This window comes from Phyllobacterium sp. A18/5-2 (genome assembly GCF_025452215.1).
GTDB classification, from domain to species: domain Bacteria; phylum Pseudomonadota; class Alphaproteobacteria; order Rhizobiales; family Rhizobiaceae; genus Phyllobacterium; species Phyllobacterium sophorae.
Window position 1 is genome coordinate 2,395,868 of the sequence record NZ_CP104966.1, and the last position, 13,018, is coordinate 2,408,885.

Annotated in this window: 10 protein-coding genes and 3 pseudogenes; 9 read left to right on the forward strand and 4 right to left on the reverse strand. The window is 57.7% G+C overall.

From position 1 onward, the window contains the following. Positions 1–137 precede the first annotated feature (137 nt). Entirely contained in the window at positions 138–710 is a 573-nt protein-coding gene (locus N8E89_RS11885) for a DUF6101 family protein (RefSeq protein ID WP_106666394.1), read from the forward strand. Between the two features lie 669 nt (positions 711–1,379). Here N8E89_RS11885 and ubiA read toward each other — a convergent pair. Next, on the reverse strand, positions 1,380–2,375 hold the full coding sequence (gene ubiA / locus N8E89_RS11890; protein WP_106666521.1) for a 4-hydroxybenzoate octaprenyltransferase: 996 nt from the start codon (positions 2,373–2,375) through the stop codon (positions 1,380–1,382). 140 nt (positions 2,376–2,515) lie between these two features. Between ubiA and purD the strand changes: the two genes are divergently transcribed. Next, on the forward strand, positions 2,516–3,802 hold the full coding sequence (gene purD, locus N8E89_RS11895) for a phosphoribosylamine--glycine ligase (protein ID WP_106666395.1): 1,287 nt from the start codon (positions 2,516–2,518) through the stop codon (positions 3,800–3,802). On the opposite strand, the gene N8E89_RS11900 is transcribed toward purD, so the two are convergent. Continuing rightward, a complete protein-coding gene (locus N8E89_RS11900) occupies positions 3,797–4,975 on the reverse strand; it encodes a glycoside hydrolase family 25 protein (RefSeq protein WP_106666396.1) in 1,179 nt (392 codons plus the stop codon). The genes purD and N8E89_RS11900 overlap by 6 nt on opposite strands. Positions 4,976–5,222: 247 nt before the next feature. Between N8E89_RS11900 and N8E89_RS11905 the strand changes: the two genes are divergently transcribed. Further along, positions 5,223–6,995 carry an acyl-CoA dehydrogenase family protein gene (locus N8E89_RS11905; RefSeq protein WP_106666397.1) on the forward strand — a complete coding sequence of 591 codons (1,773 nt, stop codon included), beginning with the start codon at positions 5,223–5,225 and terminating at the stop codon, positions 6,993–6,995. A 10-nt stretch (positions 6,996–7,005) separates the two neighbouring features. Then, positions 7,006–7,758 (forward strand): crotonase/enoyl-CoA hydratase family protein, encoded by a 753-nt coding sequence (locus N8E89_RS11910; RefSeq protein WP_106666398.1) that lies wholly within the window; start codon positions 7,006–7,008, stop codon positions 7,756–7,758. Positions 7,759–7,764: 6 nt separating this feature from the next. On the opposite strand, the pseudogene pdxH reads toward N8E89_RS11910, so the two are convergent. Then, a pseudogene (gene pdxH / locus N8E89_RS11915) lies at positions 7,765–8,377 on the reverse strand (pyridoxamine 5'-phosphate oxidase). Between the two features lie 50 nt (positions 8,378–8,427). Here pdxH and N8E89_RS11920 point away from each other — a divergent pair. The 4 genes from N8E89_RS11920 (at position 8,428) to N8E89_RS11935 (ending at position 11,475) form a co-directional block, all read left to right on the forward strand. Further along, the gene (locus N8E89_RS11920; protein WP_315975646.1) at positions 8,428–8,898 is read left to right on the forward strand and encodes an RT0821/Lpp0805 family surface protein; all 471 of its coding nucleotides are present in this window, start codon (positions 8,428–8,430) and stop codon (positions 8,896–8,898) included. Between the two features lie 127 nt (positions 8,899–9,025). Continuing rightward, positions 9,026–9,961, forward strand: coding sequence for a DnaJ C-terminal domain-containing protein (locus N8E89_RS11925; protein WP_262259975.1), 936 nt, complete (start codon positions 9,026–9,028; stop codon positions 9,959–9,961). 91 nt (positions 9,962–10,052) lie between these two features. After that, on the forward strand, positions 10,053–10,871 hold the full coding sequence (gene fabI, locus N8E89_RS11930; RefSeq protein ID WP_106666402.1) for an enoyl-ACP reductase FabI: 819 nt from the start codon (positions 10,053–10,055) through the stop codon (positions 10,869–10,871). Positions 10,872–10,884: 13 nt separating this feature from the next. Further along, positions 10,885–11,475: a histidine phosphatase family protein gene (locus N8E89_RS11935; protein WP_106666522.1), complete on the forward strand. Its 591-nt coding sequence runs from the start codon at positions 10,885–10,887 to the stop codon at positions 11,473–11,475. 14 nt (positions 11,476–11,489) lie between these two features. On the opposite strand, the pseudogene N8E89_RS11940 reads toward N8E89_RS11935, so the two are convergent. Continuing rightward, a pseudogene (locus tag N8E89_RS11940) lies at positions 11,490–11,745 on the reverse strand (DUF1344 domain-containing protein). A 168-nt stretch (positions 11,746–11,913) separates the two neighbouring features. Between N8E89_RS11940 and aroC the strand changes: the two are divergent. After that, positions 11,914–13,009 (forward strand): annotated as a pseudogene (aroC, locus tag N8E89_RS11945) (chorismate synthase). Positions 13,010–13,018 lie beyond the last annotated feature (9 nt).

A 13,018-nucleotide genomic window follows, 5' to 3' on the forward strand; every position in this document is an offset into this window, starting at 1 on the left:
AACCCAGTTCGTTAAGCGGGATTGGGAAAGTTGGCGCCTATTGTTTCCCCATACGAGACCAGAAAATGGTCCGCTCTACAGGGAAATACAAAGAGAAGACCGGAAAACCGGCTCTCAGGATCGACAGAAGGCGTCACATGAAGAAAACCGGAGCCAAGCCGGTTTGGGCAGGTCGGGAGTTCCGGCTTGACCCATTCCATCTACCACAGACGGTCACCTATGCCACGCGCGACGATCGCGGCGACATCACCTTCACGCTGCACGAACGGGGTGCTGTGGTGAAGCGGTTGTTGCCGGCGAGCCATCTGCCAGTCTCGCTCGCCTTGCCGGCCTGCGCTTTTTTAGGCGTGACAGCACGGGCCACTGAAGATGACATCGGGGACATCACCGTAACTCTGGAGCTGATGCACACAGACCCGCATCTTTCGGTGCCGCTGCTGGTCGCGCATGACCTCAATGACATTGCGGCCGATTGGCGCGCCTGGTCGTCACTTTTCAAACTGCCGATGATGCTCGTCGAAGAAGACGGTGTTGCGCGGCAGCTCGATCAGAGCATCGGCCCGGTTGCAGTTTCAGCGCCAAAGGAGCGTCGTCAGGGTCGCGAACCGCGCCGCCGCCGTCCTCGCTTTCTTGCCCGCCGCAAGGTTGGCGATCTTGGCCTGCGTCTTGTGATTGGCGGCGAGGAGATTATTGCTCAGGGCGCGAAGTAGCGGTTCTTAACCCGGCAGCGATGTCGCGCTGGCCAAGTGCCAGAAATCGCAAGAGAGGGATCGTTTCGCGATGATCTCGCCGTGGTTGAAAAGCACCTTCCTCTCCGTCATCCTCGGGTCAAGCCCGAGGATGACGGAGAGGGAGACACCCTGCGATTATTGGAGAAGAAGGTGCCTGTCGACCCTTGCACGATCTCACCGCACGCAAAATAATGCTGCTAACTTATCCAACACCTGCAAACCTCGTTTATCCTAACCCCGTCCTTTCCATGGGGAGCTGCTTCCGGAGCCGTTCGAAAGTGGGGGAGGACGGCGTGTCGATGTGCGGGCAACGGACCCGGGCAGCGGCCGACCTGTTCGTCTTCGGAGGTCAATCTGCCTGACACACAGATATTGCCTGCGTTGTTGATGCCGACGCCAATTGTGCGGACACTGCACCGACGGCGACGATGGGCCCGGACTCCAGGCGCTCATCCACTCGCCCCGCGGAACAGGCAGAAGCCGGCCGGCAGGGGGAAAACGTCAGCGGGCGGTCTTCGGATCGCATATACCTTCTACCAAGACGCGCTTCGACGACCGCCCGTCTTCCCTAACCACTCAATGGCCAGACTCAGAGAATGAGGGCGTGGCGGGGGAAAGCCACACCCGGTTCTTTGACATCGCGATGGTCTAGAAGAGTGGCTTGACGACGGTCCACAGCCCGCCAAATACCAGGCCGAGGAAGATCAGCCAGCCGACGATGGTATTCGACTTGAACAGCCGCAGGCATTCGGTCGGGTTGTCAATGTCGAGGGTCATGATCTGCCGGTACATATGCGCGCCGGCAGCCAGCAGCCCGGCAACGGCGGGCATTTGCACTTCGGCAACGGCAAAAGCCCCTAGGAACAGGCCCAGCGCGCCGCCATAGAGAACCACCAGGGCTTCGCGCGTCCGGCTGCCAAATAGTCTGGCTGTCGAATGTACCCCCACCAGTGCGTCGTCCTCCTTGTCCTGATGGGCATAGATCGTGTCATAGCCGATCACCCACAGGATCGATCCCGCATAGAGCAGGACGGCTGGCCAGTCGAGCGAGCCGAAATGTGCGGACCACCCGACAAGCGAACCCCAGGAAAAGGCAAGGCCAAGAACGAGTTGCGGCCAGTTGGTGATTCGCTTCATGAAGGGATAGATGGCGACAATCACCAGCGATCCGATCGCAAGGACAATTGTGAAGAAGTTGAACTGAAGGACAACCGCCAGTCCTGCCAGTGCTTGCAGGACCAGGAAGATCTTGGCTTGCTTGCGGGTCACCTGACCGGAGGGAAGCGGCCGCGAGCGGGTACGCGCGACCTTGTTATCGATATCCTCGTCGGCAAGATCATTATAGGTGCAACCAGCGCCGCGCATGGCTATGGCGCCAATCAGAAACAGGGCCAGATGATAGGGTGAAGGCAGTACCGACCAGAAAGGGTCGCCGACTTTTGCACCTGCGCTCGCCGAAAGCGCAGTCGCCCACCAGCACGGCCACAACAGGAGCCACCAGCCGATGGGCCGGTCCCAGCGTGCCAGCTGCGCATAGGGCCAGAGCCAGTTCGGCAAGGTGCGATAGACCCAATGGCCCGACGGCGCATCGAAAACACGGCCACGGGTTTCCGTTGACTGGATAATGTCTTTTTCTGGTGTCATGGTTTGACCTTGGCCAGCGGCCAACTCCGCAGTCAAGCACTATACGCGGTTTTTCAGGGCAAATTTGCGATTGTAAGCTTGACCCCTTGGCCTCAAGGCCATACCGACACGGCAAATCTTCTCAATGCGGAGCAATCTCGATGAATGTCTTGCTGATAGGTTCCGGTGGCCGTGAACACGCGCTGGCATGGAAGATCGCAGCTTCGCCAGTTCTGACCAAACTCTACTGCGCGCCGGGCAATCCGGGGATTGCGAGCGTTGCCGACTGTGTCGCTCTCGATCCAGCCAAGCACGCGGAGATCGTTGCGTTCTGCAAGCAGAACTCCATCGACTTCGTGGTCGTTGGCCCCGAGGCTCCGCTGGTTGCCGGGATCGCCGATGATCTGCGGGCGGCGGGCATCTCGGTGTTTGGACCATCCAAGGCGGCGGCACGTCTGGAAGGTTCCAAAGGCTTCACCAAGGATCTCTGCGCCCGCTTCAACATACCGACAGGTGCCTACCAGCGCTTCACTCAAGCGGAAGCGGCCAAAGCCTATGTCCGCCAGCAGGGCGCACCGATTGTCGTCAAGGCCGATGGCCTTGCTGCTGGCAAGGGCGTCGTCGTTGCTTTCGAAATTCAGGAAGCACTCGACGCGGTGGACGCATGCTTCGACGGAGCGTTCGGCGGTGCCGGTGCAGAGGTTGTGGTGGAAGAGTATCTGGATGGTGAAGAAGCCAGCTTCTTCTGCCTGTGCGACGGCAAGACGGCACTGCCCTTCGGGACGGCGCAGGATCACAAGCGCGTTGGTGATGGCGATACGGGAGCGAACACCGGGGGCATGGGCGCCTATTCGCCTGCCCCGGTGATGACGCAGGACATTATCGACCGCACCATGCGCGAACTGATCGAGCCGACCGTGCGCGGCATGGCGGAAATCGGCTCGCGCTTCAGTGGTGTGCTGTTTGCCGGTCTGATGATCACCAAGGATGGTCCGAAGCTCATCGAATACAACACGCGCTTCGGCGATCCGGAAACGCAAGTGCTGATGCTGCGCTTGAAGGACGACGTCCTGTTGTTGTTGAAGGCCGCAGCCGACGGTGCGCTGGACCAGATGTCGGTGCGCTGGAACGACAACCCTGCGCTGACCGTGGTCATGGCGGCGAGAGGCTATCCTGCAGCGCCGGAAAAAGGCAGCGTGATCAGGGGCGTCGATGCAGCCGCTGAGAGCGAAGCGGTCGAGATATTCCATGCGGGAACCGCGGAAAACAATGGCGAACTTGTCGCCAATGGCGGCCGCGTGCTGAACGTAACAGCGAGCGGCAAGACTGTGCAGGAAGCCCAAGACGCAGCCTATGCCGCAATTGCCAGGATCGATTGGCCGCAAGGCTTCTACCGGCACGATATTGGCTGGCGAGCGATCGCGCGTGAGAAGGGCGATAGCCTATAGGAATGGCGTCAGGGCAGGGTGGCGGATGAGGTCTGTCACTTCTAAAGTAGAGCCAACTTTCTTCAGACATGCCGGAGACACCGCAAAAATCGGATAGCGGTTGATATGGTCCATCTGGTGGGCGACGGATCGGCTTAACGAAGCAGACAACGCATCCACAGTCAGTGTCTTGGCGCGAAACCGGCTTATTGGCTGCAGCAGCACGGACGCCGTCATCGTCCCATCAACCGCAGCCTTGCCGCCGGAATTGACAGTGAGCAAAGGTCGCGCAGAGGCCACCAATACATTGGGCTGGCTGACCGGTTTTGTATCGGGCTTTGGCAGATCATTGGGCGGTATGGCTTTGACAAGCTCACCGAAGGGCCAGGCTCTCTTCAGTTCCGGCACCGTCATGTCGGCGATATTGACGTCGATGTCGCGGTTTGTCCCGGGCGGGCGGTAGGGACAGCGCTGCTTGTTGCAATTGCTCTGGGATGTGAATTGCCAGAGCGCATAGTCTTGCCAATTGCCCTTGGGGAAATGCGGAGCAATGTCCGATTCATAACGCGCATACCAGAGCGGCAAGCGCGAGAGGATCGGGAATTCGAGTCTGTGATCGGCAATGTACTTCGCCGTAATGCCATTTGTATAAAGAATTGGGTAACGCCCGGCGCGGAATTTGACGTGTTCGGCGAAAATCTCCGCATCGCGGAGGGACATGAATTTCTCGGGGTCGTTGTTCTCGATGTCAATCGCGATCAATTCATCGGCGGTTGGCTCGGTGTAGTCGATAAAGTGATTGGCTTGCTCGATCGGATTCCCGGGACGCCCAAGGTGATAGGCACCCCATTTCAAACCGAGCGCTTTAGCGAGGGCCCGGCGCGTCTGGTACAATTCGCGCGACACCGAATAGTTGCGCCATATGCGCTTGCACAACTCCTGCTGCATCGGATCCCTGATGCGCGTGCAATGGTAATTGGCGGGCATACCATCAGAGCCCTTGTGGATGAAGCCGGCGACCCGTTCGTCCCTGACGATTTCAGCCAGGTTGAAGGAGTTTTGCTCGTATCCGTCGAGAACGATTGCCCGTTCCTTGTTTGACCAGGGCGACTGGAATTCGGACTCCGCAAACGTCGGCCCGCCCGAAAAAAGGGCGGCAACCACCAAAGCAAAAGCACGCACGCCGATCGTCAAATACGGTTTCCCTCACCCTTCGCGGTCAAGTCTCCAGCCCCATAGTACCGGACGATGGTCACTGCATCGCGGTTAATATACCGTTACTCACCGTTAAATGCGGTTTTGAAATGGCAATCGGATACCCATTCTCCACCCCGAAGAATGAATATCTTACGTTTACGTAAAAATACGCTTGCCTTGAGCACCTTCGCAGTTGCAATGTGCGGCCCGCAACAAGCATCACCGCATGAGGAGACTGTGATCCATGTACCGCGCGCCTGTCGAGGAAATCGCCCACACCCTGAAAGTTGCCGGACTGGAAAGGGCCATTGCGCAAGGCCGTTTTGGCGACCTGTCGGACGATCTGGTTGACGCCATCCTTGAAGAAGCCGGAAAGTTTGCCTCGACGCGCGTCGCGCCGTTGCTCGAAATTGGCGACAAACACGGCACGCCGCTCAAGGATGCCGCGGTCACGATGCCGCCGGGCTGGAAAGACGTCTATCACGAATGGAGTTCCAGCGGCTGGAATGCATTGACCGGAAAGGAAGAGTTTGGCGGGCAGGGCCTGCCAATGATGCTGGCCATTGCAACTTTCGAGATGTGGAACTCGGGTTCGATGGCGTTCGGTATCGGTCCGACTCTTACACTCGGTGCCATTGAGGCGCTGGATGCCCACGCGACCGACGAGCTGAAGCGAACCTATCTGCCAAAGCTTGTTTCGGGTGAGTGGATGGGAACGATGAACCTGACAGAGCCGCAGGCGGGTTCCGACGTCGGCGCATTGCGGACCAGAGCAGAGCGGGCCGAGGACGGCACTTACCGGATTTTCGGCAGCAAGATATTTATCACTTACGGCGAGCATGATCTGACGGAGAATATCATTCACATGGTCCTCGCGCGGCTGCCCGACGCTCCTGCCGGTACCAAGGGCATCTCGCTGTTTCTGGTGCCAAAGTTCCTCGTTAATGCAGATGGTTCGCCCGGAGCGCGCAACGACGTCTTTTGCGGCGGCATTGAGCACAAGTTGGGCATTCACGGTTCACCCACCTGCACGATGATCTACGGCGATGGATTTGCGAAGGATCGGGAGCCTGGCGCCGTAGGCTGGCTGATCGGCGAGGAAAACCGTGGTCTTGCCTGCATGTTCACCATGATGAACAACGCGCGTCTCGCCGTTGGCATTCAGGGGGTAGCGGTGGCCGAAGCTGCCTATCAGAAGTCCCTTGCCTTTGCCCAAGAGCGCCGTCAAATGCGCGCGCCAGGCTGGACAGGTGCGGGGATAAGCCCGATCATCGAACATCCAGACGTCCAGCGTAACCTGCTGACGATGAAGGGGCTAACCGGTGCCGCGCGCTCCATAGCCTATGCTTGCGCACACGCACTCGACATGGCGAAGACAGGTAGCGGTGACGATGCCCGTTATTGGACCGATCGTGCCAATCTGCTGACACCCGTTGCCAAGGCGTTCTCGACTGACATCGGCGTGGACGTTGCCTCGATCGGTATCCAGATCCATGGAGGCATGGGGTTCATCGAAGAAACCGGCGCGGCACAGTTTCTCCGCGATGCGCGCATCGCGCCAATCTATGAAGGCACCAACGGCATCCAGGCGATCGACCTCGTCCAGCGCAAATTGCCGCTTGGCGGCGGCGACCATATCAAGGGCTATATCGCCGAACTGCGCATTGTGGCGGATGCTGTTACTGCGTTGAACAGCGCCGACTTCGGAGACACGGGAAAACGCCTTCAGGCGGCTCTCGACGCTCTTGAGTCAACCAGCGCCTGGCTGCAACAGGCAATTGGCAAGGGTGAAATCCGCGAGGCATATGCTGGTGCCACGCCCTATCTGCGCCTCTTTGGCCTGGCGGCCGGCGCCACCTATCTCACGAAAGGGGCACTAGGTGGTGAAAACGCCGGACGCATAGCGCTGGCGCGATTCTTTGCCGAAAATCTCCTGTCCGAAACGAATGGGCTGAAAGATCGCATCATTCACGGCGGGGCCAGCTTGCTTGGCGCTCGTTCCGCTCTCGCGTCATAAAGGGAATTCCATGCCAGACCATATCCAAATCGAGCGCCACGGCGCCGTCCAGACCATTCGCATGAACCGGCCGGACAAGAAGAACGCTCTGACCCGCGCCATGTATGCTGCGATGACCAAGGCGATTGTCGATGGTGATGCCGACGCGGCTGTTCGCGCTCATGTGTTCTTCGGGGTACCCGGGGCATTTTCATCTGGCAACGACCTGCAGGATTTCATGGCCTTTGCCACAACCGGGACTATGGGCAGCGAAGTCATTGACTTCCTCATCGCTCTGGTCAATGCGAAAAAGCCGCTTCTCGCTGGGGTTGACGGCCTTGCAATCGGCGTTGGAACGACGATCCATTTCCACTGCGACCTGACGTTCGCTACGCCGCAATCGTTCTTCAAGGCACCTTTCGTTGATCTCGGATTGGTGCCGGAAGCCGGCTCAAGCTTGCTTGCCCCTGCCTTGATGGGACACCAGCGGGCCTTTGCATTTCTGGCGATGGGCGACGGCTTGAATGCAGTGGAAGCCAGGGAAGCCGGCTTGGTCTACAAGCTGGTCGAAACAGACGAGCTTGAAACCACGGTTTTGAAAGTGGCGACAGAGATTGCAGCCAAACCACCGCAAGCGATGCAGATTTCGCGCGATCTCTTACGCATGCCTCGCGAAGAGGTAGTAGAGCGTATAAATCTGGAAGCAAAGCATTTCGCCGAACGCCTCCAGTCCGAGGAGGCGCGCAACGCCTTGATGGCGTTTCTCACTCGCAAGAGAGATTGATTGGACTCAAGGATAGAGCCGCGTCTTGTCCCAATCGCCTTCGGGCGCGTCGCGACTGAAAACCATCCGGTCATGCAGGCGGAATGGCCGGTCGTGCCAGAATTCGATCGACGTGGGCCGGATCCTGAAACCCGACCAATGCGCCGGCCGCGGAATTTCACCGATCGCATAGCGGGCAGTGTATTCGGCCACGGCTTTTTCCAGCGCAAAGCGGCTTTCAAGTGGACGCGACTGTTTTGAGGCCCAGGCGCCAATTCGGCTCCCCCGGGGCCGGGTGGCGTAATATGCGTCAGCCTCCTCGTCACTGACAACCTCAACCGGACCACGGATGCGGACCTGGCGGCGAAGTGACTTCCAGTGAAAGCACATGGCGGCCTTCATCGACCCAAGGATCTCCTGGCCCTTCTGGCTCTCAAAATTCGTATAGAAAACAAAGCCATTGCTGTCGAGATCCTTTAAGGAGAACCATGCGCACGTCTGGCAGCCCATCTTGGTCAACAGTTGCCAGCGCAACGGCGTTGGGATCATTGGGCTCGGTTTTGGTCGCATCGGCGAGCCATTCGTCGAACAGCGCGAATGGCTCGGATTTCTCTGTGAAGTCATCGCTTGTTAACTTCATTTAATCCATAGTCCCATAGTCATTTCGGATTGACCTTGTTAAAGAGAGGTATGTGTTTGGCGTTTTTACGATCTGATAGCAAGAAATTCGGTGCAACAAAACGGCGTTGGTGCAGGCCTTGTTCGGGCTTCGTTGCCGGTGTTGCACTATGCTTGTTGTCTGGTTGCGCCATGAAGGGCTTCAGCATCGACAAAGCGGTTCCGGACCAGGCCACAGTTACGGGATCGGTCGCGCCGGCACAACCTGTTGACAGCAAGGGTTCATCCGACCAAACCACCATACGGAACATCGTTTCGGCGCTCAATTTCACACAATGGGGCAGCAAACCCGTGCCGTGGTCCAATCCTGAAACGGGCAGCCAGGGGACAATCACCGCCATTGCAGAGAAAAAAGACGAGACAGGTCTTTGCCGGGAGTTCCAGACTTCGCGCGAATCATTCGATGGTGTCATGCTCTATAAGGGCGAGACCTGCATGCAGAACGGCGGGCAATGGACCTTGAAATCCTTCGCGCCTATGTAGGCGATTGTAAATCTTGTGCCATTTTTCCGCTTTTTTGCTTCAAATCTCTGGAATTTCTTCCTATTCATGAACATATAGCAGCGGAATAATCCCAAGGTATCTCGCTCAGGCGAGGAAAGGCAGACACATGCGCGATCCCTATACCGTGCTGGGCGTCGCCAAGACGGCGAAGCCCGAAGAAATAAAATCGGCGTTTCGCAAGCTCGCGAAGAAATACCATCCTGACCAGAACCAGGATGATCCAAAGGCGCAGACAAAATTCTCCGAGATAAACCAGGCCTACGAGATCGTCGGCGACAAGGAACGTCGCGGCCAGTTTGACCGGGGGGAGATTGACGCTGAAGGCAAACAGCGCGTCCCGCACGGATTTGAAGGTTTTTCCGGGGGAGGAGGCGATCCATTTGCCGGATTCGGCGGCGCCCGGCAGCGTTCAGGCGGGTTTGATTTCCGCAGCAGTGGAATGGGCGGTAATTCCGGGTTCGGCGCCGAAGATATTTTGAGCAGCCTGTTTGGCGAGACTGCCGGGATGGGCGGCTTAGGTGGTGGCGCGCGCCGCGCCGGACCGCGCAAGGGTGCCGACCTGCAGGCAACGATCGATATTAGTCTCGAACAGGCGGCAGGCGCCGAGAAGGTCGAAGCGGTTTTCCCAAATGGCAAACGCTTGGCAATAAAGCTGCCGGCCCACGTGGAAAATGGTCAAACGATTCGCCTGAAAGGCCAGGGAGAAGAGATTCCAGGTGGCACGCCGGGTGACGCTTTGGTCACAGTCCGCTTCAAACCGCATTCGAAATTCCGCATCGAAGGCAGGGATCTTCACGTTGAACTTCCGGTTTCCCTGCGGGATGCCGCTCTCGGATCACGACAGGAAGTAGAGACGCTAAACGGCCGCGTCGCTGTAAAAGTAGCCCCGTGGACCAGTTCCGACCGTGTTTTACGGCTTCGAGGCAAAGGTTTATCGAAGAAACCAGAGGGCCACGGCGATCTGTTCGTGCACGTCCGCATCATGCTGCCGGAAAACGGCGATCCTGCCCTTGAAGCATTCTTGCGCGACACCAGTCACTGAAAATCCAAAACGACGTTGACAGTGCGCTTGAAGCCCGGCGCGGGCTGTGCGATACCGCACATCAATCATAAGTCTCATGAAGGGTTGGTATATGACCGCCAAAACTGGTTTGATGCAGGGTAAACGCGGCCTCATTATGGGTGTCGCCAATAATCGGTCGATTGCCTGGGGCATTGCCAAGGCAGCTCACGATGCCGGTGCCGAACTTGCATTCACCTATCAGGGCGATGCTTTGAAGAAGCGCGTCGAGCCCCTTGCGCAGGAACTCGGCGCTTATCTTTGTGGCCATTGCGACGTTTCGGATGCGTCAACCATCGATGCCTGCTTCGCCGCGCTTGAAAAGGAATGGGGCAAGCTTGATTTTGTCGTCCACGCCATCGGCTTTTCCGACAAGGATGAGTTGACAGGGCGCTACGTCGATACGTCGGAAGCAAATTTCAGCAAGACCATGCTGATTTCGGTCTACTCCCTTACAGCTGTGGCCAAGCGGGCTGAAAAGCTCATGACGGATGGCGGCTCCATTCTGACGCTGACTTACTACGGCGCGGAAAAAGTCATGCCGAATTACAACGTTATGGGTGTTGCCAAGGCAGCGCTCGAGGCAAGCGTTAAATACCTTGCGGTGGATCTTGGCCCGGACAATATTCGCGTCAACGCGATCTCAGCCGGTCCGATCAAGACGCTTGCCGCCTCGGGCATTGGTGATTTCCGCTACATCCTCAAATGGAACGAATACAATGCGCCGCTGCGCCGTACCGTGACGATCGAGGAAGTTGGAGATGCGGGTCTTTATTTCCTCTCCGACCTGTCCCGCTCTGTCACGGGCGAGATACATCACGCTGATAGTGGTTATCATGTCGTTGGAATGAAAGCGGTCGACGCACCGGATATCTCTGTCGTCAAGGATTAAACCACAAGTGATTTTGCCTGACTCGTTGATCTACTTCTCGCGTCACGGCGAGACGGACTGGAACGTGACAGAGCGAATCCAGGGCCAGGAAGATATCGACATCAATGCGCGCGGCCGTGCGCAAGCGGATCGCAACGGCGATCTGATGAAATCATTGATCGGCGATGGTGCGGGGTTCGATTTCGTTGCCAGCCCATTGCGGCGCACACGCGAAACCATGGAACGGATAAGGACGCGCATGGGAGTCGATCCCATGGCATACCACACAGATCCACGGATTATGGAGGTGAATTTCGGCGACTGGCAGGGCTTCATGATTGAAGACATCGCCGCCAAGACGCCGGAGCTGGTCGAAGAACGGGCGCGGGACAAGTGGAACTTCGTTCCGCCCGGGCCCACGGGAGAGAGTTACGCAATGCTGGGAGTCCGGGTGGCAAGCTGGTTGGCAGAGGTCCGCGGCCCCACTGTGTGTGTAACGCATGGCGGTTGTCTGAGAACTATTTTCCAGCTGGTCAACGGGCTGGATGGCCATGACGCCGCGAACCTCGCTATTACGCAGGATCACATACTCCGTCTTGAAAACGGTCGACTTACCTGGTTGTAACGGACCGGACGTGACTATTCCTGTGTCTCTTCGATGTCAGTGATGAAACGCTCTTTGTTGACGACGTCGAACATCAGCGTCACCTTCATACCCTCTTCGATGACGCTCAGATCAAACTCGCCCGGCAATTTGTAGACCTTGCCATCATCGAAGCGTGATCGTCGAATTGTCCGCGTCGATGCTGGTAATCTTTCCTTGCGCATCGTCCGCAAGTGCACCAACCGGAAAAAGCGAAGCGACGAACATGAATGTTGCTACAATGAAGCGCATTTGATTTCCTCTTTAGATCAAATCAGTGTTCCGGTCAGTGCTGCAGTTAGATCGTTCATTTGTGGCAAAACAATTGCTTTTTTCGTCAGGGATGAAGGAATTTCAGCGGCGGGTTTGACCACAGGAGTAAACGCCCATAAAACCCCCTGACAAATGTCGGATAGGTAAATGTCGCACAATACTTTCGGTCATCTTTTTCGCGTCACCACCTGGGGTGAAAGCCACGGAATTGCGCTTGGATGCGTGGTGGACGGTTGCCCGCCGGGCATCGCCTTTTCAGAAGCTGAAATCCAAGCCTATCTCGATAAACGCAAGCCCGGCCAGTCGAAATACACGACGCAGCGGCGCGAGCCCGATCAGGTGCGTGTGCTCTCCGGGGTGATGCTGCAGGATGACGGCGTCACCATGATCTCGACGGGAACACCGATCTCGATGATGATCGAGAATACCGATCAGCGCTCGAAGGATTATGGCGACATTGCCCGCCAGTATCGGCCAGGCCATGCCGATTACACCTATGACGTCAAATATGGTATCCGCGACTATCGCGGTGGCGGCCGTTCGTCTGCACGCGAAACCGCGGCCCGCGTTGCGGCTGGAGCTATCGCACGCAAGATCGTGCCTGGCCTCATTGTGCGCGGCGCGCTGGTGGGGATGGGTATTCACGCCATCGACCGCAGCCGCTGGGATTGGGACGAGGTTGACAACAATCCATTCTTTACGCCGGATGCGGGCTCGGTCGAAACATTTGCATCCTATCTGGACGGCATCCGCAAGGCGGGCTCGTCTATCGGCGCCGTCATCGAAGTTGTTGCGGAAAATGTCCCCGCAGGCCTGGGTGCGCCGGTCTACGGAAAGCTCGACCAGGATATCGCCAGCTATCTCATGTCGATCAACGCCGTGAAGGGCGTGGAGATCGGCGACGGTTTTGATCTCGGCCAAACTCACGGGTGAGGAAAATGCCGACGAGATGCGCATGGGTAATGACGGAAAACCGATTTTCCTGTCGAACCACGCTGGTGGTATACTGGGTGGGATTTCCAGTGGTGCACCCGTGGTTGCCCGCTTTGCAGTGAAGCCGACATCGTCGATCCTGACCCCTCGCCGTAGCATCGACGCCGATGGCAACCAGGTGGATGTGATGACCAAGGGCAGGCACGATCCCTGTGTGGGCATTCGCGCGGTACCGATCGGCGAAGCGATGGTTGCTTGCGCCATTGCCGATCATTATCTCAGACATCGCGGCCAGACGGGCCGTATCTAACCAAGGGGC

Bases quoted from the DNA above. Each gene is read 5' to 3' on its own strand.
- ubiA (WP_106666521.1), bottom strand. From the start codon at position 2,375: ATGACACCAGAAAAAGACATTATCCAGTCAACGGAAACCCGTGGCCGT.
- fabI (WP_106666402.1), top strand. From the start codon at position 10,053: ATGACCGCCAAAACTGGTTTGATGCAGGGTAAACGCGGCCTCATTATG.
- N8E89_RS11925 (WP_262259975.1), top strand. From the start codon at position 9,026: ATGCGCGATCCCTATACCGTGCTGGGCGTCGCCAAGACGGCGAAGCCC.
- purD (WP_106666395.1), top strand. From the start codon at position 2,516: ATGAATGTCTTGCTGATAGGTTCCGGTGGCCGTGAACACGCGCTGGCA.
- N8E89_RS11910 (WP_106666398.1), top strand. From the start codon at position 7,006: ATGCCAGACCATATCCAAATCGAGCGCCACGGCGCCGTCCAGACCATT.
- N8E89_RS11905 (WP_106666397.1), top strand. From the start codon at position 5,223: ATGTACCGCGCGCCTGTCGAGGAAATCGCCCACACCCTGAAAGTTGCC.
- N8E89_RS11920 (WP_315975646.1), top strand. From the start codon at position 8,428: ATGTGTTTGGCGTTTTTACGATCTGATAGCAAGAAATTCGGTGCAACA.
- N8E89_RS11885 (WP_106666394.1), top strand. From the start codon at position 138: ATGAAGAAAACCGGAGCCAAGCCGGTTTGGGCAGGTCGGGAGTTCCGG.